This window comes from Corynebacterium sp. USCH3 (genome assembly GCF_037619475.1).
Lineage (GTDB): Bacteria > Actinomycetota > Actinomycetes > Mycobacteriales > Mycobacteriaceae > Corynebacterium.
Genome location: NZ_JAQPZT010000004.1, coordinates 281,205 through 299,592 on the forward strand (window position 1 = coordinate 281,205; position 18,388 = coordinate 299,592).

At 68.9% G+C, this 18,388-nt stretch carries 21 protein-coding genes; 12 read left to right on the forward strand and 9 right to left on the reverse strand.

Features of this window, described 5'->3' with window-relative positions; all coding sequences use genetic code 11:
* Window positions 1-4: 4 nt before the first annotated feature.
* Genes PQI66_RS10435 through PQI66_RS10445 form a run of 3 tightly spaced genes read left to right on the forward strand, consistent with a single transcriptional unit; the run spans window position 5 to window position 2,208 of the window.
* Window positions 5-715 carry an ABC transporter ATP-binding protein gene (locus PQI66_RS10435; protein WP_339998080.1) on the forward strand — a complete coding sequence of 237 codons (711 nt, stop codon included), beginning with the start codon at window positions 5-7 and terminating at the stop codon, window positions 713-715.
* Window positions 712-1,521 (forward strand): hypothetical protein, encoded by an 810-nt coding sequence (locus PQI66_RS10440; RefSeq protein ID WP_339998082.1) that lies wholly within the window; start codon window positions 712-714, stop codon window positions 1,519-1,521. Before PQI66_RS10435 ends, PQI66_RS10440 begins: the two co-directional genes overlap by 4 nt.
* A 3-nt stretch (window positions 1,522-1,524) precedes the next feature.
* Window positions 1,525-2,208 carry a hypothetical protein gene (locus tag PQI66_RS10445; protein ID WP_339998084.1) on the forward strand — a complete coding sequence of 228 codons (684 nt, stop codon included), beginning with the start codon at window positions 1,525-1,527 and terminating at the stop codon, window positions 2,206-2,208.
* On the opposite strand, the gene PQI66_RS10450 is transcribed toward PQI66_RS10445, so the two are convergent.
* From PQI66_RS10450 to PQI66_RS10460, 3 genes are all read right to left on the reverse strand, one after another.
* Window positions 2,209-2,562: a DUF1801 domain-containing protein gene (locus tag PQI66_RS10450; RefSeq protein WP_339998085.1), complete on the reverse strand. Its 354-nt coding sequence runs from the start codon at window positions 2,560-2,562 to the stop codon at window positions 2,209-2,211.
* A 368-nt stretch (window positions 2,563-2,930) separates the two neighbouring features.
* Complete coding sequence (locus tag PQI66_RS10455; RefSeq protein WP_339998087.1) at window positions 2,931-3,275, reverse strand: hypothetical protein; 345 nt, start codon at window positions 3,273-3,275, stop codon at window positions 2,931-2,933.
* Between the two features lie 135 nt (window positions 3,276-3,410).
* Window positions 3,411-4,013 carry a DUF1707 SHOCT-like domain-containing protein gene (locus PQI66_RS10460; protein ID WP_339998088.1) on the reverse strand — a complete coding sequence of 201 codons (603 nt, stop codon included), beginning with the start codon at window positions 4,011-4,013 and terminating at the stop codon, window positions 3,411-3,413.
* Between the two features lie 56 nt (window positions 4,014-4,069).
* On the opposite strand from PQI66_RS10460, the gene PQI66_RS10465 reads away from it, so the two are divergent.
* The 4 genes from PQI66_RS10465 to PQI66_RS10480 all read left to right on the forward strand — a co-directional run bounded on the left by PQI66_RS10465 (window position 4,070) and on the right by PQI66_RS10480 (window position 7,860).
* Window positions 4,070-5,230 carry a glycoside hydrolase family 76 protein gene (locus tag PQI66_RS10465; RefSeq protein WP_339998090.1) on the forward strand — a complete coding sequence of 387 codons (1,161 nt, stop codon included), beginning with the start codon at window positions 4,070-4,072 and terminating at the stop codon, window positions 5,228-5,230.
* A gap of 97 nt (window positions 5,231-5,327) precedes the next feature.
* The gene (fbaA, locus tag PQI66_RS10470) at window positions 5,328-6,365 is read left to right on the forward strand and encodes a class II fructose-bisphosphate aldolase (protein ID WP_339998091.1); all 1,038 of its coding nucleotides are present in this window, start codon (window positions 5,328-5,330) and stop codon (window positions 6,363-6,365) included.
* A 13-nt stretch (window positions 6,366-6,378) separates the two neighbouring features.
* Complete coding sequence (locus tag PQI66_RS10475; protein ID WP_339998092.1) at window positions 6,379-6,852, forward strand: DUF3151 domain-containing protein; 474 nt, start codon at window positions 6,379-6,381, stop codon at window positions 6,850-6,852.
* A 6-nt stretch (window positions 6,853-6,858) separates the two neighbouring features.
* Window positions 6,859-7,860 (forward strand): endonuclease/exonuclease/phosphatase family protein, encoded by a 1,002-nt coding sequence (locus PQI66_RS10480; RefSeq protein ID WP_339998093.1) that lies wholly within the window; start codon window positions 6,859-6,861, stop codon window positions 7,858-7,860.
* A gap of 15 nt (window positions 7,861-7,875) precedes the next feature.
* Here PQI66_RS10480 and PQI66_RS10485 read toward each other — a convergent pair whose 3' ends face one another.
* From PQI66_RS10485 to PQI66_RS10500, 4 genes are all read right to left on the reverse strand, one after another.
* Entirely contained in the window at window positions 7,876-8,868 is a 993-nt protein-coding gene (locus PQI66_RS10485; RefSeq protein ID WP_339998094.1) for an alpha/beta hydrolase, read from the reverse strand.
* Between the two features lie 74 nt (window positions 8,869-8,942).
* Entirely contained in the window at window positions 8,943-9,683 is a 741-nt protein-coding gene (locus PQI66_RS10490; protein ID WP_339998095.1) for a DUF1345 domain-containing protein, read from the reverse strand.
* A 54-nt stretch (window positions 9,684-9,737) separates the two neighbouring features.
* Window positions 9,738-11,300, reverse strand: coding sequence for an MFS transporter (locus tag PQI66_RS10495; RefSeq protein ID WP_339998097.1), 1,563 nt, complete (start codon window positions 11,298-11,300; stop codon window positions 9,738-9,740).
* Window positions 11,297-11,929, reverse strand: a complete 633-nt coding sequence (locus tag PQI66_RS10500; RefSeq protein WP_339998098.1) for a TetR/AcrR family transcriptional regulator — start codon at window positions 11,927-11,929, stop codon at window positions 11,297-11,299. The genes PQI66_RS10495 and PQI66_RS10500 overlap by 4 nt, the downstream gene beginning before the upstream one ends.
* 92 nt (window positions 11,930-12,021) lie before the next feature.
* Here PQI66_RS10500 and PQI66_RS10505 point away from each other — a divergent pair, with 92 nt between their 5' ends.
* Together PQI66_RS10505 and PQI66_RS10510 are read left to right on the forward strand one after the other, a co-directional pair.
* Entirely contained in the window at window positions 12,022-13,272 is a 1,251-nt protein-coding gene (locus PQI66_RS10505) for an FUSC family protein (protein WP_339998100.1), read from the forward strand.
* A 26-nt stretch (window positions 13,273-13,298) separates the two neighbouring features.
* On the forward strand, window positions 13,299-13,775 hold the full coding sequence (locus tag PQI66_RS10510) for a GNAT family N-acetyltransferase (protein WP_339998102.1): 477 nt from the start codon (window positions 13,299-13,301) through the stop codon (window positions 13,773-13,775).
* A 12-nt stretch (window positions 13,776-13,787) separates the two neighbouring features.
* Here the strand turns inward: PQI66_RS10510 and PQI66_RS10515 are convergent, their stop codons facing one another.
* Window positions 13,788-14,702: a hypothetical protein gene (locus PQI66_RS10515; RefSeq protein WP_339998104.1), complete on the reverse strand. Its 915-nt coding sequence runs from the start codon at window positions 14,700-14,702 to the stop codon at window positions 13,788-13,790.
* Window positions 14,703-14,784: 82 nt separating this feature from the next.
* On the opposite strand from PQI66_RS10515, the gene PQI66_RS10520 reads away from it, so the two are divergent.
* From PQI66_RS10520 to PQI66_RS10530, 3 genes are read left to right on the forward strand one after another with little or no spacing between them, the layout of a single operon-like run.
* Window positions 14,785-16,071, forward strand: coding sequence for an adenylosuccinate synthase (locus PQI66_RS10520; protein WP_339998106.1), 1,287 nt, complete (start codon window positions 14,785-14,787; stop codon window positions 16,069-16,071).
* Between the two features lie 12 nt (window positions 16,072-16,083).
* On the forward strand, window positions 16,084-16,614 hold the full coding sequence (locus PQI66_RS10525) for a GNAT family N-acetyltransferase (RefSeq protein WP_339998108.1): 531 nt from the start codon (window positions 16,084-16,086) through the stop codon (window positions 16,612-16,614).
* A 28-nt stretch (window positions 16,615-16,642) separates the two neighbouring features.
* Window positions 16,643-17,008: an MGMT family protein gene (locus PQI66_RS10530; protein ID WP_339998109.1), complete on the forward strand. Its 366-nt coding sequence runs from the start codon at window positions 16,643-16,645 to the stop codon at window positions 17,006-17,008.
* A gap of 262 nt (window positions 17,009-17,270) precedes the next feature.
* On the opposite strand, the gene PQI66_RS10535 is transcribed toward PQI66_RS10530, so the two are convergent.
* Window positions 17,271-18,305 (reverse strand): alcohol dehydrogenase catalytic domain-containing protein, encoded by a 1,035-nt coding sequence (locus PQI66_RS10535; protein WP_339998110.1) that lies wholly within the window; start codon window positions 18,303-18,305, stop codon window positions 17,271-17,273.
* Window positions 18,306-18,388: the final 83 nt, after the last annotated feature.

The following is an 18,388-nucleotide window of genomic DNA, read 5'->3' on the forward strand; positions in this document are numbered from 1 at the left end:
TGTCATGATCAATATTGAGGATCTCACGAAGACGCGAGGGAACCGGACCATCCTCGACGACGTCTCCTTCCACGCCAGGCCCGGTACCGTGACCGGCTTCCTGGGGCCGAACGGTGCAGGGAAGTCGTCCACACTACGCATCCTGCTGGGCATCGACCGCGCGTCCTCCGGTACCGCACTCATCGACGGACGCCCGTACCCGGCACTGGACCGTCCCATCACCCACGTCGGTTCCCTCCTGGACGGTTCCGGCGCCCACCGTTCCCGCACCGCCCGCAACCACCTGGCCTGGGTCGCCCGCAGCAACGGGATCCCGGGCAGCAGGGTGGACGAGGTCCTCCAGGCCGTCGGCCTGGCTGACGCCGCACGTACCCGGGTGGGGCGGTTCTCCCTGGGGATGGGACAACGGCTCGGCCTGGCGACTGCACTGCTGGGAGAACCGGACGTGCTGATCCTCGACGAACCGGTGAACGGGCTCGACCCGGAGGGGATCCGGTGGCTGCGCCGGTTGCTGCGCGAGCACGCGGACGCCGGGAGAACCGTCCTTCTCTCCAGCCACCTGATGGGCGAGGTCGCCGAGATCGCCGACGACCTCGTCGTCATCGCCGGCGGACGCATCGTCGCCACCGGCTCGGTGGAGGACGTCACCCGCGGGTACCCCACGCTGGAGGACGCCTTCTTCGACCTCACCGGCGGGGCGGGGGCAGGACGATGACCGGAGCGAACAACATCGCCGGCACCGTCAGCGCCGAGCTGCACAAGGCAGCCACACTGCCCGCCGTCTGGGCCGGGGCAGCGGTGACGGTGGTGGGCTCGGTGGCGCTGGCCGTCCTCAATGCCGTCAGTGTGCGCGGCGCCGTGGACTCCGGTCAGGCTGACCTGGTCTCCGGGTCGTCGCCTACCTCGCCGTTCGAGTCCGGCTTCACCGCGATGCCGATCACCGGTGTCGTCGGTGCGTTGGTCATCGGTGTCGTGGTCATCGGCAGCGAGTACACCGCCGACCGCGCCGAGTCCGGTGGAGGACGCCAGATCGCGACGACCCTGGTCGCCTCGCCGCACCGTGGGACGCTGCTGGTCGCCAAGATTCTCAGCGTCGTGGCGCTCGTCATCGCGACTGCCGTGGTGACGATCCCGCTCTCGGTGGGGGCGGCCTGGGTGGCGACGGGGTCCGTCGCCGAGGAAAGTGTGTCCCTGTCCGACGCTCTGCTTCGCTCCGGCGGCGCGACGCTCTACTGGGCGTGTATGGGACTGATCGCCTTCGCCGTCACCGTCCTGACCCGCAGCGGGGTGATCCCCCTGGTCGTGTTCATCGCCAACGGCTCGCTGGTGTCGGTGACCTTCCTGCTGAGCCAGGTGACCGAGGTGGCGAACTGGCTACCGGACATGGCCGGACGCAACCTCTTCGGCATCGACGGCGCGGACGGGGGCCTGGATCCCCTCCCCGGGGCGGTGGTCATGCTGGTGCGGACGCTGATGCTGCTGGTCATTGCCGGCGTTGCCTTCGAACGACGGGACGGGTGAGCGATGACCACTGCAGCGGAACTTCAGAAACTGCGCACCCTCCCCGCGGTTGGTCTGACCATCGTTGCCACGGTGGCTTTCACCATGCTCTTCACCGCGGCTCTGGGAGGGCCGTCCGAGGACATGCCGGTGCTGCAGATCATTCCTTTCCTGCAGGTCGGCATCATTCTGCTGGGGATCCTGCCGAGCGCGCACGAATACGCCGGGAGCCAGTTCCGGACCACTCTGGCAGCGGAGCCCCATCGCGGTCGCCTACTGCTCGGCAAGACACTCGCTGCGGGCATCGTGGTGGTGGTCGCCGTGATCCTGACGGTGGGCAGCGGTGTGCTGATGGCGATGGTGTCGGGAGATGCCGACAGCACGTCCCCCGGTGACGACGTATCCCGACTGCTCGGCGCCGTGGTGTACCTCGTCCTGATCGGGGTGCTCTCCCACCTCGTCACCGTGTCCGTCAGGTACATGGTCCCGGCACTGGTCGGGTTGCTGGGGGTGGTGGTCGTGTTCCCGCCGGTGATCGCCGCGGTCACCGAGCATGCACGGTGGCTGCCCGGTGAGGCCGGCGGGATGCTGTACCGTGCGCAGTCCGATCCGGTCTTGGGGCCAGTGACAGGGGCTCTGGTCCTGCTCGGCTGGATCCTGGTTGCCGGAGCCGTCGCCGCCGTGGTGATGCACCGGCGGGACGGGTGATCAGGCGACGGCGGTGCGCACGATGTCGGTGATGCGCTGTTCGGCGTCCTTGTCGACAGTCTCGAAGTACCACGCGGCCGGCATCAGCGTCCCGTCTGCGCCCCCTTCTGGTCGGAGGGCGACCTTCTCGGTGAGTGCGAGGTTGAGGCGCTCGTCGTTGCGCAGCGTCACCAGTGCCGGGGTACTCGCAGAGGTGGCGTAGGCAGGCATCCCGTACCAGATCCTGGGCTTCAGGTCGGGTGCTGCGGCCATGATGATGTCGTGCACCTGCTGCATCACGGAGCGGCGGGGTTCGTCCGTTGCGGCGATCTTGTCGATCACCCGGGCGAGGTTCTTGTCGTCCTTGGAAGGCATGTCGTGTCCTTTCTCCGACCGATGGCGGGCATCGGTGGCATGAAGTCGGCGCTTCTGTGCGCCACACCCCATCCGGACATGTCCTGGACTGGCCAGTTCTCTCCGCAATGATTCACGTGGTCGTCACGTGGAAGTGCGTGTGGTGGATTGAACCACTGAGGTCAGACTACAGGAGCGGCGGCGCCTGAAGGAAGGGGTTTCTCGCGTTCTGTGAAGCCGACTCCGTGGCACCACACACTCGAGACCCCAGGGTTGGGGGGGGGGGGGGGGGGGGGGGGCCCCCCCCCCCCCCGGGGGGGGGGGGGGGGGGGGGGGCCCCCCCCCCCCCCCAACCCTGGGGCCTCAGGGATCGCTGTGGATGGTCCGGACTACCAGACCTTCTCGACCCACCCGGAGTAGCTGGCGCCACCGGGAAGGAACACCTGGCCGATGGAGTAGACGTCGGGGGCGCCTCCGACTCCGCGGTAGAACGCACCTGGTTGGGTGCGGCAGTTCCCCTGCGTGTATCCGCCGAAGACGGGACCGAGTGCCACGTCGTGATGGATTCTGCATGACACCGCTCCACCTCGTTCGATGTCGCTTACCGGTGCAGCACTCGCGGCCGGGGCGGCGAGACCGGCGAGCAGACCTGCGCCGGCGGCGGCGACAGCGGCGCGGGTGACCCAGCGACGAACACCGGACGTGGCGGGCATGGACGTGTCAGTACGGGACATGATGCATCCTCCTGTGATGGTGCAGTAGACAAGAAACAGGGCAACGGTGCCTGAGAACGTCATACTCAGAATCCGTTCGTGAAGCGATCATTACATAATCACTTATATCCCTCAAGGTTTCGGGTAAACCCGCACTTACTCCGTGTCGCGCGTGTCCCGCGGCTCCAGCTCATGCATCCGCTCGGCGGCGCGCCGGAGGCGTTCCTTCCGTGTCTCCTGTTCAGCCTCCTGGATCTCCTCGAAGAGCTCCTCATCCTCGTCGGAGTACTTCAACAGCATCCGGGGCACGGACAAGGTCACCGCCAGCGACGGCCACACGATCCATGCGTAGCTCATGTGGAACACGAACTGGAGGACGAGGAACGTCACCAAGGTCACGCCGAGGATGACACCGTCAAGGGTCTGCACCAGGTTGCCGCGCTTACGGAGGCTCTCGACCTCGGCGGCTTCCGGGTCGCGCGGGGACAGTTCTGCACCAGGTCCGTCCAGGGTCGCCGCGTCCTGCCCCGGCACCGCGACCGCCGTCCCCGTCCCGTCGAAGGGAAGGCCGCCGGGCAGGTCGTCAAACAGGGGACGCAGCTCACCGACGGTCCGGGCCTCGGCGACCGCGCCGGAACGCTGGTTGAACTCGTGCTCGTCCAGCCGCCCGTCGGCGTAGTGCGTGCCCAGGGCACTCATCGCGTGGATCCGGTCGTTGTCGCTGAGGCGTAACTTGTCCGCACCATCGGCACTGTTCATGTGGCCAGGCTACCAATACGTGCGAAAAGCCCCGGTGCGCATGCACAATGTGAGCTATGCAGGAACGTTGGGATCACCGAGCCGATCTTGCCGAGCAGGCAATCACCGAACGCCACGGCGGACGGCTCTGGGGCGTGCCGCGAACCAACCTCGCCGTCGTCGCCTGGCCGCCGAGCACCCGGGACAAGCTCTTCTACCGCTGGCACTACTGGTGGCAGGCCCACTACATCGACTGCCAGGCGGACGCCGCCCTGCGCCGCAGTACCCGGCTGCGGCTCAGTTTCATCCGCCGCACCATCCGCGGCATGCGGATCCGCAACTTCGGACGGCTCACCCGCAACAGCTACTACGACGACAAGGCGTGGCTCGCACTCGCGCTGGAGCGCGTCGAACGTCTCGACCGGTACGGCAAGGTCCGCTACCGCAGCGCCCTGGAGGAGGACATCTTCGACGGCGTCGACAACCTCACCGGCGTCATGCCGTGGCGGGTGGGGGAGACGTTCTACAACGTGCCCACCAACGGTCCCGTCGCGATTCTCGCCGCCCGTACGGGACGCATCGAGCTCGCCGAGCAGCTCATCGACTGGGTCCACGCCAACCTGATCAACACCGACGGTCTGGTGATGGACGGCATCAAGATGACACTCTCCGGCCCGGAGACGGTCTCCGAGATCCACGCCTACTGCCAGGGTGTGATGATCGGGGCGAACCTGGAACTGGCCCGTGCCCAACGTCGCGCCGCGGGCATCGACATGGACGCCGTCGACCCCGTCGGTACCCAGGCACTCACCCGCGTGCACCGTCTCGTCGAGGCCGTCTCCCACCACATGACCACCCCGAACTGGTCGTTGGACTGGAAGGCGCGCGGCGGCGACAACGGACTCTTCAAGGGGATCCTCGCCCGGTACCTCGCACTCGTCGCCACGTCGCTGCCCGGTGACGACCGGGCGAGTGCGGCGACGCGGCGGCTCGCCCGTCGTATCGTCCTGCGCTCGGCGGAGTCCGTGTGGCGTTACCGTCTGGAGATCGACGGCCTGCCGGTCTTCCCCGCATCCTGGGGTGGGGACGCGGTGCTGCCGCAGTCCGGTGGACTCATGGGTGCAGCGCTGTCGGGCTCGGTCGCGGCGGCGGAAATCCCTGAACGCGACCTGTCGGTGCAGCTCTCGGGGTGGATGCTCATGGAGGCGGCGGCCGCCGTGACCCACGACAGTGAGTGACGGCTGACCGTGGGCAACTGACAGATCCGCCGGAGCACGGCATACTTGAGCACAGAACGCGGACCCCACCCGTCGACCACACACGGAGGAACACCCCATGCCCATCGCAACACCCGCCGTCTACCGCGACATGCTGGACAAGGCCAAGGAGGGCGGCTTCGCCTACCCGGCGATCAACTGCACCTCGTCGGAGACCATCAACGCGGCGCTGAAGGGATTCGCCGACGCCGAGTCGGACGGCATCATCCAGTTCTCCACCGGTGGCGCGGAGTTCGGCTCGGGTCTCGGCGTGAAGAACATGGTCGCCGGTGCTGAGGCGCTGGCCCACTTCGCGCACCACGCCGCCAAGCACTACGGCATCAACGTCGCCCTGCACACCGACCACTGCCAGAAGGAGAAGCTCGACACCTACGTGCGTCCGCTGGTCGAGATCTCCCGCAAGCGCGTCGAGGCCGGCGAGAACCCGCTGTTCCAGTCGCACATGTGGGACGGCTCCGCCATCCCGATCGACGAGAACCTCGAGATCGCCAAGGACCTGCTCCCGAAGTGCGCCGAGGCGAACATCATCCTCGAGATCGAGATCGGTGTCGTCGGCGGCGAGGAGGACGGTGTCGAGGCCAAGGCCGGCGACAACCTGTACACCACCGCCGAGGACTTCGAGAAGACCGTCGACGCCATCGGTGCCGGTGACCAGGGGCAGCGCTACCTGCTGGCCGCCACGTTCGGCAACGTCCACGGCGTGTACAAGCCGGGTAACGTGAAACTGCGCCCCGAGGTCCTGGACATGGGCCAGAAGACCGCCGCGAAGAAGCTCGGACTGTCCGAGGGTGCGCAGCCCTTCGACTTCGTCTTCCACGGCGGCTCCGGCTCCGAGAAGGAGAAGATCGAGGAGGCGCTGCGCTACGGCGTGATCAAGATGAACGTCGACACCGACACCCAGTACGCCTTTACCCGTCCCATCGCTGGCCACATGCTAGGCAACTACGACGGCGTGCTGAAGATCGACGGCGAGGTCGGCAACAAGAAGGTCTACGACCCGCGCTCCTACCTGAAGAAGGCCGAGGCCGCGATGAGCGAGCGCGTCGTCGAGGCCTGCAACGACCTGCACTCCGTCGGCACCACCGTGTCGAAGTAGGGACGGTACGGTCATGGCGGAGCAGATCCGTAAGGGACGTGACCTCTTCGGTGCCGAGCACCCCGAGGTCCGTCTTCCCGTCGAGCTGGCGACCGCGGTCACCGGGTCAGAGTCCCTCGAGGAACTCGAGACCCTCGCCGTGGCGAACCCGAAGGACTCCGGTGTGTGGGCCGCGTTGGCCGCCTACCACCTGTCCCAGGGCACCGCGGAGGGCGCCGGTACCGAGAAGGTCACCGCCTACGCCTGTGCGCGCACCGGGTACCACCGCGGGTTGGACGCCCTGCGCTCCAACGGGTGGCGTGGCACCGGGCCGGTGCCGTGGTCCCATGGGCCGAACCGCGGCGTGCTGCGCGCGATCATGATGCTCGCGACCGCCGCCCGCGCCATCGGGGAAGAGGACGAGTACATCCGCTGCCTCAACCTGGTCAACGACTGTGACCCGGGTGCCGCCGACGCCATGTCCTCCGGGGCCGGCTCGGAGTCGTAAGCGACGGTGCGACGCCTGCTGCGTCCCATTCCGGCGGTCGCCCTCGTGCTCTTCCTGGTGTGGGCGTCCACCCCGTTGTGGCGTATCACCGGTGCTCTCCCTGACCGCCTCGCCCGGCTTGTTCCGGCCGCGCAGGCGGTCTTCGTCGTCGGTGTGCTGGGGGCACTCATCTGCCTGATCGTGGTGTGCTGGCAGGCGTGGCGACGCCGCTCTGCGGTGCCGGGGGTACTGGCCGTGCTGCTCACCGCGGCTGTCGTTGCGCCTGTAGGAATCGTCACGGCCCAGGCTGGGGCACCGGACACGGAGGCGTCGGGGGAGTCAGGCGGGCCAGGAGAGACGTTGCGGGTGATGGCGCTCAACACCTACTTCAACGGCGCGGATGATGCGTCGATCATCGAGGAGACGCGCCGTCTCGACCCCGATGTTCTCGTCCTCTCGGAGACCTCCCCCGCCGAGGTTTCCGCTGTTGAGCGGGGGACGGGGTTGACGTCCACGTCAGCAGTCCAGGACAGTGACGGTGCCTCGGGGACCGCGGTCCTCGTCCGGCGGGACACCCTGGTGTCCGACGCCGCCGGGGACGAGGAACTGACCGGTCACCAGACGCCGTCGGTCCGGCTCTCTGCCCCTGTGCCGGTCGACGTCTACGGCGTGCACACCCTCCCACCGGCGTTCAGCGACCTGATCAGCGGGTGGGAGGACGACCTCGGGACGCTCAGAGACTCGTTCGGCAGCAGTGATGTCGTGGACGTCCCCCTGGTGCTGGCGGGGGACTTCAACGCCACCGTCGCCCACCCGGAGTTCCGGGACGTCCTTGACCACACTGGTCTGGTCAGGTGCGAGGGCGGCAGTGGGATACGGCGTCTTACCGGAATCCCGACGTGGCCCGACCGGTTCCCGCTGGTCCGGATCGACCATATTCTCGTCCGGGACGGTACCTGTGAGGACGGCGGCACGGTGCGGGTTGCGGGGACGGATCACCGTGGGGTGTGGGCCGATATCTCGGTCTGATCCGGGCAGATCCGGTCAGCGCCGGGGACTCAGAAGCCTGGCGACCCAGGAGTCCCTCGCCTCCAGTGCGGAACGGCTCACCGCCGTGTCCGGCACCATCATCGCCGAGCCGTGGAACGCCCCGGCCCACACATGCAGTTCAGCCTGGATGCCCGCGGCCCAGAGCCCGGACGCGTAGGCGACGTTCTCGTCACGGAAGACCTCCGCAGACCCGCAGTCGATGAACGTCGGAGGAAGCCCGGCAAGCCCGTCCGTCGTGTCGACGGCCCGACCCGGTGCTGAGTAGACCGACACGCCCTCCGTTCCGCGACGGTCGCCCAGCAGACACGTCCAACCGAAGAGGTTGTCACCACGGTCCCAGACGCCGGCCCCGTCGATCTGCCGGGAGGACGTGGTCGTGTTCCTGTCGTCGATCATCGGGCTCATGAGGATCTGTCCCAGCAGTTCGGGACCGTTCCTGTCGCGGGCGAGCAGCGCCGTGCCCGCCGCCAGACCACCGCCGGCGCTTGTTCCACCGATGAGGATGCGGGTGGGGTCCACATTCAGCGTCGCGGCATGCTCGTGCATCCACACCAGCCCGGCATAGCAGTCCTCGACCGGGGTCGGCGCCGGGTGCTCGGGCGCGAGACGGTAGTCCGGTGTGACCAGTACGGCGTCGTGGTCGAGGACCCACTGCAGCATGAATTCCACGGCGTCCAGCCGACGGCCGCTGACCATGCCGCCGCCGTGGAGGAAGTAGATGCCGGGGCCGGCGGGACGGTCGTCCTGGTCCCTGCGACTGATCACGGTGGCGGGGAGACCGGCCCCGTGCTGGCCGGAGACCGTCACCTCACGGGTGACCAGTCCGCGGGCACGGATGTGCTCCAGGGTCTGCGCGGTCCGGTCGCGCTCGCGCAGGGCGGGGAGATCCTCGACCAGCAGCTGTGGCGGTGTCATCGACCGGATCACCTCGAGCGTTGGGATCAGCTCCGGGTCGAACGGCGGGTGACGGGGGACGGAGGGGTTCATGCGGTCCCACTCTGCCACGGCCGGCGCCCGCGTGTGGCCCGTGTGTGGCCGGACAGTGGTCGGACTGTGACCGGTCAACCCCCGGTGAGGCCGCCGAAGAGCAGGGACACCATCATCGCCACGATGACGGTGTTGAAGATGAACGCCAGCAGGACGTGGCTGCGCAGCTTCCGCCACATCCGACGTGACGTGACCTCCGCCGGCGCGGCGAACGCCATGGCGGAGACCATCACCGAGAAGCTCAGGTAGTCGGAGAACGTGGGTTCGTCGGAGAACCCGAACGCGATGTGGGGCGTCTCCGTCGGTTCCTGAAGAACGGTGACCTGCATGTAGTCCAGTGCGAAGGAGTAGACCATGAGCGCCCAGGAGCTGGCGACGGTCGACAGCCCCAGCAGGATGATCACGGGGTTCTCCCTGGCCCCCGGCGACAGTGCGATCCCCACGGTGACCACGACCGCCATCATGGCGGCTGCGGTGGTCCAGTCCGTCGGACCGGTGAGCCCGGAGATCCGACCGGCCCAGGTGCGGCGCGTCTTCCGGTCCCGCACGGCGACCTCGCGGACGGCGGGTACGTCCGCCGTGGAATACACGCGGTGCGTCCACCACAGGTAGAACGTCGCGAAGGAGAGCCAGTACACCAGGAAGATCAGGATCGACAGGGGGATCGTCCACTCGGCGGGTGGGGCGTCCGTCAGCAGGAAAGCGAGGACGACCGCCACCGCGGACGTGGCCAGTGCGGCGAGCGCGCTGACGTTGGCGCGGAAGAGGTCGCTGCGGATCGGGCGGGACGGTTCGGCGGCATCCGTGGCGGTCATGGCGCCAGTGTAGACAGGCGGCGGGCCATCCTGTGTCCGGCCCGATGCCCGGTGCTAGTGCGCCGCCTGCGTCCCCTTCGGGGTGATCAGGAAGACCGCCACACCGACGACCACCATGATCGCCCCGCCGATGACGCCGGCGAACTGCAGTGAGTCGGTGAACGCCTCCGCCGCACTGGCCGCCAGCGACGGCAGGTGCGCCTCCTCGGCGATGTGCATGGCCGCGCCGAGGGACTCGCCGGCAGGGTCGACCACCTCGGACGGCAGTCCGAACCCGGAGACGAGATCGCGCAGGTGGTCCCGGAACACCAGTGCCGAGACACTGCCCAGCACCGTGATGCCCAGTACGGCGCCGAGCTCGTAGGACGCTTCTTCGAGAGCGCCGGCGTTGCCGGCCTTCTCCTCCGGCGACGCGCCCATGATCATCGCCGAGGCGATGGCCAGTGAGCCCACGCCGGCGCCGACGAGCACCATCGCCGCGAGGATCGTCGTGTAGGTGACGTCCCCCGGAGTCAGCCCGATGTAGAGCAGGCCCGCCCCGGCGAGGACGAGACCTCCGGCGAGTACGCCGCGGGACCCGACGAGCCGGCTCAGCGGTGGCGCGGCGATGGACGAGACCGCCGCCGCCACGGCGACGGGGATCAGCTTCACGCCGGTCTCGATCGGCGTCGCCCCCTCAACGAGCTGGAGCCACTGGGCCAGCAGCAGCAGTGCGGCGATCATGGCGAACGTGGACCCGAGCGCGGCGATGATCCCCGCGGTGAAGGGACGGTTGCGGAACAGCCGCAGTTCCAGCAACGGCGAGTCGCTACGCAGGCAGCGCACGGTGAACCAGGCGAGAATCGCAACCGCGAGAGCGAAGGCGATCAGGGCGCCGGGCACGGCGAAGGACGCCTCCTTGCCGAACTCCTTGACCGACCACACCAGCAGGACCATGCCCACCATCGACTGCACGGCGGCGAACACGTCCCAGCGTCCGGGGGCGGACACGGTGGACTCCGGCAGCAGGAAGGCCCCGGCGATGATCGCCAGACCCATGAGCGGGACGTTGACCAGGAAGGCGGCGTGCCAGCTGAAGTGCTCCAGCAGGATACCGCCGACCAGCGGGCCGAACGCCGCGCCCAGTCCGGAGATCGCGGCCCAGATGCTCAGCGCGGTGGCACGCTCCTTGAGGTCGGTGAAGATGACGCGGATCATCGACAGGGTCTGCGGCATGATCATCGCACCGCCGATGCCGAGGAACGCGCGGATCGCGATGATCTGTGCGGCGGAGTCGGCGACGAGGACCAGCAGGGAGGCGATGATGAAGAAGCTGTAGCCGAGCATCAGCATCTTCTTGCGTCCCCAGCGGTCGGCCACCGCCGACCAGGAGACCAGGAGACCGGCGAGGACCAGGGAGTAGATGTCCACGATCCACAGCTGCTGGGTGGAGGTCGGCTGCAGTTCGGCGGCCATCTCGGGCAGGGCGATGTTGAGGATGGTCATGTCCATCGTGATGACCAGCAGGCTCGCGGTGAGCACGGCGGTGGCCGCCCAGCGGGCGGTGCGGGACATGCCGTCGGCGGGGTGGGACGGGCCGACGGGGCGGACGGTCGAGGAGGTGGGCGGGGTGCTCACGGGGTCTGCTCCTGGGTGTGGTGGGTGTCGTGGGTGTCGTGGGTGTCGCGTGTGTTTGGCGTGTCGGGCGTGGCGAGTAGTGCGGTGAGGGTGGCGGTGATGGACGCGGTGTCCGTCGCGTCGTCGTGAAGGGCGGCGTGCACGGTGAGACCGTCGATGTAGGCCACCGCCGCCGCGGCCCGTGGCCGTCCGATCCGTTCGGCGAGCAGGTCGGTGAGCTGGTCGGACCACTGCAGGGCGAGTTCGCGCAGCGACGGGTCGGTCATCGCGGTGCTGATCATGGCGAGGTTCGCCCGGACCTGACGGGAGTCGAGGAGGAACTCCCGGATGATCGACGCGCACTGGGCGATGACGTCGGGGAGGTCCTCCGGGTCCTCGGCCCCGTCGAGCAGTCCGGCGATCTCGGCGAGGTCGTCCTCGGTCTCGTCGGCGAGCGCCTGGAGGGCCTCGTCGCGGAGGTCGTCGATGCTGTCGAAGTACTGGGTGGTGGAGCCGACGGCGACGTGGGCACGCGCCGCCACGGCCCGGTGGGTCAGGGAGGACGCGCCTCTCTCGCAGATCAGCTCGGTGGCGGCGTCGAGGATCGCTGCCCGACGACCGGCGGGGTCGCGTTTTCCTGGGGTCGGCACAGGGCCACCTTTCTCTTGATGTACATCTGTACATGTACATGTGTACATTAACCCCCGGTGCGCCGGCAACAGGACGTGTCACAATGGACTCCATGACCGAGAGCCACAAGCAGCGTGAGAGGCGGGCCCGCGAGCGTCCACGCGACCGGGCGCGTGCCGGGGTGAAGGCGGCGGCCGAGTCCCTGCGACGCTTCGCCGTCGTCGAACGGGTCAACCGCATGCGCGGCAGCTCCGTCTTCGCCCTGCAGTGTGCGGTCTCCGCCGGGCTGGCGTTCTTCATCGCCCACAACGTCGTCGGGCACGAGCAGCCCTTCTTTGCGCCGATCGCCGCGGTGATCAGCCTGGGCGCCTACGGCGGCAAGCGGGCGCGGCGTGGGTTCGAACTGGTCATCGGCGTCGCCGTGGGCATCGGCATCGGGGACCTGGTGATCTCCCAGATCGGCGAGGGCGCCTGGCAGATCACCATCGCCGTCTTCGTCGCCATGCTGCTGGCGGTGTTCGTGGACAAGGGGCCGATGGTGGCCAACCAGGCGGCGAGTTCCGCGGTGCTGGTGGCCACGCTCATTCCGCCGGGAGACCAGGCGGGGTGGGAGCGCATGGTCGACGCCCTCATCGGCGGCCTCGTCGGTCTGCTCGTCGTCGCCGTGATCCCCAACAGCCCGCTGCGCACGGCCCGACGTGAGGTCGCCAGCCTGATCAGCAAGGCCGCCCTGGTGCTCGACGACGTCGCCCAGGGCATCGAGGAACACGACGAGAGACTCATCGGCGACGCGCTGAGTACGGCACGCAGCACCCAGGCCGGGGTCAACGAGCTGATGTCCTCGGTCGGTGGCGGGGACGAGGTCGTGAACATCTCGCCGATCTACTGGTCCGCCCGGCGCTACGCCCGCTCGATGAACCGCATCCTCACCCCCGTGGACAACGTGATGCGCAATTCCCGGGTGCTCGCCCGACGCGCCGAGATCATGGTCGGCGACGGGGTCACGCCCGACCCTGAACTGCCGAAGCTCATCCGTGACCTGTCCGACGCCCTCGGCCACCTCGGCACCGTGTACGCCTCGGGCGGCACCCGCGGCACCCGTCAGGAGCTCGTGGAGATCCCGGAGATCACCCGCCGCCTCCAGGTCCTGGCGGGACGCTCGGACCTGTCGGTCGCCGAGGGCGCGGGGCTGTCCGGCACCGTGGTCCTGGCGCAGTGCCGGTCGATCATCGTCGACACCCTGCAGATCTGCGGGATGTCGCGGGAGTCGGCGATGTCGGTGCTGCAGCCCACCGTGGACGACCCGCGCTTCCCACCGGAAGTGTGGGGCGACGAGGGCGAGCGGGACGACGGGCAGGGATAGTCGCCACAGTCGGATACAGTATCGGTATGGCAACAACCGCTCTGTCCGACATCATCGTCAAGCGTTGGGGAGATCTCGACACCACCGAGGTCTACGCCATCGCCCGCCTGCGTTCGGAGGTCTTCCTGCGTGAGCAGAAGGTCGAGGACGAGGAACTCGACTGGCGCGACCTGGACGACAGCACCGTCCACGTCTTCATCCGCAGTGGCCGGGAAGTCGTCGCCTACCTGCGCACACTGTCGGTACCGGCCTTGTGGAACGTGCCGGGCACCGCGGTGGTGCGCCGTGTCCTGGGGCGCGTGGCCACCGACCCGCGCTACCGCGGCCGGGGGCTGGCGGGCACGCTGATCGGACGGGCCGTGGAACTGCACGACGGTGAGCCGATCGTGCTGCACGCCCAGACCTACATCACCGGACTCTACGAGCACTACGGTTTCGAGGCCTTCGGGGACGAGTACGACGAAGGCGGGATCCCGCACGTGTCGATGGTGCGCACCAGCTGAGCCGGTGGCCGGTCACCGCCGTACGAACTGCCCGTCGCGCAGGTGCCGGTAGAACGTCACCTTCGGGACACTGCGGGGGTGGACGACCCCGTCGCGGACGACGGTGAGCTCCACCCCGCCGGCCTGCAGCGCCCGGCCGGTCAGCACGGCGTCGGGGTCCACCCCGCCGATCTCCGCGGGGCGGCGGAACAGTCGGCGCCGGGGCGTGCGTCCGGCGGCGTCGGCGTCCCACACCGACGGGGTGACCAGCCGCGTCGCGGCCAGGCCGGGGGCGTCGACCGTGGGGACGAGCCGTGCGCCGAACGCGCCGGGCCGACCGTCCCAGGCCCGCGACGCGGTGTTGGCGACCAGGGTCTGCGAGTCCACGATGATCTCGCCGACGAGCTCCGCGCCGGTGCGGAAGATCTCCGCCGACCCCAGCGTGACGATGCCGGCGTCGTCACGGACGACGGCGGTGGGACGGACCGGCGCGGTCAGGGCGAAGTTCAGCGCCGCCACACTCGGTCCGCCGTCAGGACCGGTGCCTCCGCCGGTCACCGTCGACAACTGCCAGTTCTGTGCCACGACGGAGGTCTCGCCCTCGGCGACCACCGGGACAAACCCGACCGAGATCCACATCGCGTCGATGCGCATCAGACGGGTCACCACCGCGGACAGGGCCGCGTCCGCCCCCACCACGACCACACGCACCGGGCGGTCGGGACGCTGCGGAGCGAACTGCGGCGCACCCTGGTGGGGGACGTCCGGCGCCGCGGCGATCTCATCGAGGCCGGGAGTGTCGTCGACCGGCAGGTGCGCGGCGGCGAGATCGTCGAGCAGTCGCAGGTCACGCCGGCCCGGCACCGCGGGGAGAGTGACTGCGTCGGCGAGGAGTGCGCCGACCAGATCGGCGGCGCGTGGCCCACACGCGAGCACAACGGTCGTCATGGGGACCTATGGTACTCGACCGGCTACACTGTTCAGTTGGTCAACGTACTTGCAACCGGACAGGAAAGCGACGGCAGAGCCAATGACAGCAATCATCGTGGTCGGAGCGCAGTGGGGCGACGAAGGAAAAGGCAAGGCCACCGACATCCTCGGCGGCCGGGTCGACTACGTCGTCAAGCCCAACGGCGGTAACAACGCCGGCCACACCGTCGTCGTCGGTGGGGAGAAGTACGAGCTCAAACTGCTTCCCGCCGGTGTGCTCAGCGAGAACGCCGTCCCCGTCATCGGCAACGGCTGCGTGGTGAACCTCGAGGCCCTCTTCGAGGAGATCGACGGGCTCGAGGCTCGTGGCGCCAACGCCTCCCGCCTGCGCGTCAGCGCCAACGCCCAGCTTGTCGCGCCCTACCACCAGGTCCTGGACAAGGTGTCCGAGCGTTTCCTCGGCAAGCGCGCCATCGGCACCACCGGCCGCGGTATCGGGCCGTCCTACGCCGACAAGGTGTCCCGCATCGGCATCCGGGCCCAGGACCTGCTGGACGAGTCGATCCTGCGGCAGAAGGTCGAGGGTGCGCTGAACCAGAAGAACCAGATGCTGGTGAAGCTGTACAACCGCAAGGCCATCGACGTCGACGAGATCGTCGAGTACTTCATGGGCTACGCCGAGCGGCTCACCCCCATGCTCATCGACGCCGAACTGGAGCTGAACCAGGCGCTCGACGCCGGCAAGTCCGTGCTCATGGAGGGCGGCCAGGCCACCATGCTCGACGTCGACCACGGCACCTACCCCTTCGTCACCTCCTCCAACCCGACCTCGGGCGGCGCCTGCGTGGGCTCCGGCATCGGCCCCACCCGGATCACCAGCTCCCTGGGCATCATCAAGGCCTACACCACCCGTGTCGGCGCCGGCCCGTTCCCCACCGAGCTCTTCGACAAGTGGGGCGAGTACCTGCAGACCACCGGCGGTGAGTTCGGGGTGAATACCGGGCGCAAGCGCCGGTGCGGCTGGTACGACTCCGTCATCGCCCGCTACGCCTCCCGGGTCAACGGCTTCACCGACCTCTTCGTCACCAAGCTCGACGTGCTCACCGGCATCGGTGAGATCCCCATCTGCGTGGCCTACGACGTCGACGGCGTCCGCCACGACGAGATGCCGATGAGCCAGACCGACGTCCACCACGCCACCCCGATCTACGAGACGATGCCGGCCTGGGACGAGGACATCTCCGGCTGCCGGACCTTCGACGAACTGCCCGCCAAGGCGCAGGACTACCTCAACCGCCTGGAGGAGCTCTCCGGCTGCCGCATCTCCTACGTGGGCGTCGGCCCGGGACGCGACGAGACCATCGTCATCCACGACGTCCTGGCCTGACGGGGCAGCCTGATGTTCTGGCCCGAGCTCCCTGACCGGTTCCCGGCCGGCACCGGCCGGGAGATGCGGCGGGTGACCGCCCAGGACGCTGCCCAGGTCGAGGCAGCACTTCCCGAACCGGATCGGGAGGAGACCTTCCGGTTCTTCACCTTCTCCCCGTTCCCGCTGGCGGAGTTCGTCGCCGACGACTCCCGACGGACCTATGTGCTGTGGGACAGCGACCGGCCGCTGGCCTGCACCACCGTCTACAACGGTGACCGGTCCGCCGGCACGGTGATGCTCGGCTACACCTGGGTGATGCCGTCGGCACGGGGGCGTGGTGGCGTCGCGAACACGGAGATGAAGGACGCGATGTACACCGCCCTCCGTTCTGCGGGCGTCGGTGAGGTCTGGTTCCGCGCCGATGTCGAGAACCTCCGCTCGTGCCGGTCGATGGAGAAGAACGGTGCCGAGCGCATGCACGTCGAGGAGACTCCGCGGGTCTATTCGGACCGCGAGTCACGGTCGGTGTTCTACCGCAGGATCCTGTCGGACCGGCGCTAGGCGACGTGTGACCAGTGACGGATGACCAGTGACGGATGACCTGCACGACCGCGTGGGGGAGGTCCTCAGACTGCTCGACGACGGTGAAGTCACCGGATACGGGGAGATCGCCAGGGCCGTCGGCGTGCCACGTGGTGCCCGGGCAGTGGCACGGGCACTGGCCACCGGGGACTTCGGCTGGGACCTGGCGGCTCCGGTGATACCGGTGGGGACGGTACGTGGTGGGCGGGGGCGTCCCCGCCACTTCATCGTCCCGGAGATGGGGGAGGGGGAGAACTCCCGGTCGGCGGGGTTGGCCCGGCGGGCGGTGTCCTTCACCCGGGACGGCGACACCCTGCTGATCCCGACGAGCCAGTGCCTGGACGCCGCGGAGATCATCGAGCGGCTGGCGTAGCTGCCCCGCGCTGGTCGCGTGTCTGGACTGTCACTGGTCCCGTGGCTGGTCCCGTGTCTGGACTGGTGTCTCGACTCCCGTACACCCGGAAAAGTCGGTCGCCGTGTCACTGTGCCCCTGGTGGGACGTGCACGGCGACAGACTTTTCCGGCGGCTGGCCTCACTGCCCCGGAGCTCTCCGGTGCGTTGTCATCTGAGCCACCGCTCTGGTCAGGAATCGGCGATTTTTTGACCCCGGTGGTGGCTCAGACGACATCCGCCGTCACGCCCACGGGTCGATCAACAGCTTGCCCCGCCCGAAGCCGCCACCCGAATGCCGCGGCCCGCGCGACGCCTGCAGTCTCAAGGCTTCCGGAAGCCCGCTCAGCCCGGTCTCGGCCGCGACCGGAGTACGCAGCAGCCCCCGTCTCTGCAGGTCGAAGACCGGAGTGAAGAGATCCGCGAGCCCCGGGCGTGGGTGTGAGTGCACGGTGTCCCGCAGGCGGAACATGTCGACCCGGGTCCCGCGGCGGCCGTCGAAGCACTCCGCAGGAAGAGGCTCCCCGGACAACAGTCCGTAGAGCACCAGGGTCCCTCCCGGGGCCAGTGCATCGACGAGGTCTGGGCCGACGGGACCTCCGATGCAGTCGAGGACCACGTCGGCACCGCCGGAGGTCGCCGAACGCAGCTGGGCACGCCAGTCGGGGTCTGCGGTGCTGACCAGGCTTTTCCACCGGTCAGGGTCGGCGGCGGTGCTGCCGGGTGTGCCCCGGACCAGACCCACGGGCCGTAACCCGGTCTGCCCGGTCTGCCCGGTCTGCCCGGCCTGCTCGGTCAGCAGTTCGGCCAGGTGCCCGGCGATCGCCGAGGTTGCTGCGGTGACGACCACGGAACGCGCCCCTGCGCAGTACTGCGCGACCATCAGCGAGGCGGTCAGCGGGTTGATGTAGGAGAAACAGGCGGTGCGGGTGCCGAGGTCGTCCGGCACGGGCACGCACCAGGAGCGGTCCACGGTCCGTCGCTGTTGCCAGCAGCCCGGTCCGCCGAGGGGCAGGACGCGCCGTCCGACGAGGTCGCCGCCAGCCCCCGCAGCCCCCACTGCCTCGACGACGCCGACGCCTTCGAAGCCCGGGACCAGCGGAAAGGTGGTGCGGGAGGCGTAGGCGCCGGACACCGTGACCGCGTCGGACGGGTTGACGGTGGTGGCGAGCATCCGCAGCGTCAGCTCCGTCGGCCCGGGCGGCGCAGGGGCCTCGACCGTGCGGACGGTGACGACCTCGTCCAGGGGGCCGGGACGGTCGGCGACGGCTGCTCTCATGCGGCTGCAGTCTAGCCGCCGGCCCAGCCGTCGCCCGCGGGGGTAGTTCACCACCCCAACTCTCCGGGCGTGATACGCGTCAC

Bases quoted from the DNA above. Each gene is read 5' to 3' on its own strand.
- PQI66_RS10435 (WP_339998080.1), top strand. From the start codon at position 5: ATGATCAATATTGAGGATCTCACGAAGACGCGAGGGAACCGGACCATC.
- PQI66_RS10440 (WP_339998082.1), top strand. From the start codon at position 712: ATGACCGGAGCGAACAACATCGCCGGCACCGTCAGCGCCGAGCTGCAC.
- PQI66_RS10445 (WP_339998084.1), top strand. From the start codon at position 1,525: ATGACCACTGCAGCGGAACTTCAGAAACTGCGCACCCTCCCCGCGGTT.
- PQI66_RS10450 (WP_339998085.1), bottom strand. From the start codon at position 2,562: ATGCCTTCCAAGGACGACAAGAACCTCGCCCGGGTGATCGACAAGATC.
- PQI66_RS10455 (WP_339998087.1), bottom strand. From the start codon at position 3,275: ATGTCCCGTACTGACACGTCCATGCCCGCCACGTCCGGTGTTCGTCGC.
- PQI66_RS10460 (WP_339998088.1), bottom strand. From the start codon at position 4,013: ATGAACAGTGCCGATGGTGCGGACAAGTTACGCCTCAGCGACAACGAC.
- PQI66_RS10465 (WP_339998090.1), top strand. From the start codon at position 4,070: ATGCAGGAACGTTGGGATCACCGAGCCGATCTTGCCGAGCAGGCAATC.
- fbaA (WP_339998091.1), top strand. From the start codon at position 5,328: ATGCCCATCGCAACACCCGCCGTCTACCGCGACATGCTGGACAAGGCC.
- PQI66_RS10475 (WP_339998092.1), top strand. From the start codon at position 6,379: ATGGCGGAGCAGATCCGTAAGGGACGTGACCTCTTCGGTGCCGAGCAC.
- PQI66_RS10485 (WP_339998094.1), bottom strand. From the start codon at position 8,868: ATGAACCCCTCCGTCCCCCGTCACCCGCCGTTCGACCCGGAGCTGATC.
- PQI66_RS10490 (WP_339998095.1), bottom strand. From the start codon at position 9,683: ATGACCGCCACGGATGCCGCCGAACCGTCCCGCCCGATCCGCAGCGAC.
- PQI66_RS10505 (WP_339998100.1), top strand. From the start codon at position 12,022: ATGACCGAGAGCCACAAGCAGCGTGAGAGGCGGGCCCGCGAGCGTCCA.
- PQI66_RS10510 (WP_339998102.1), top strand. From the start codon at position 13,299: ATGGCAACAACCGCTCTGTCCGACATCATCGTCAAGCGTTGGGGAGAT.
- PQI66_RS10515 (WP_339998104.1), bottom strand. From the start codon at position 14,702: ATGACGACCGTTGTGCTCGCGTGTGGGCCACGCGCCGCCGATCTGGTC.
- PQI66_RS10520 (WP_339998106.1), top strand. From the start codon at position 14,785: ATGACAGCAATCATCGTGGTCGGAGCGCAGTGGGGCGACGAAGGAAAA.
- PQI66_RS10525 (WP_339998108.1), top strand. From the start codon at position 16,084: ATGTTCTGGCCCGAGCTCCCTGACCGGTTCCCGGCCGGCACCGGCCGG.
- PQI66_RS10535 (WP_339998110.1), bottom strand. From the start codon at position 18,305: ATGAGAGCAGCCGTCGCCGACCGTCCCGGCCCCCTGGACGAGGTCGTC.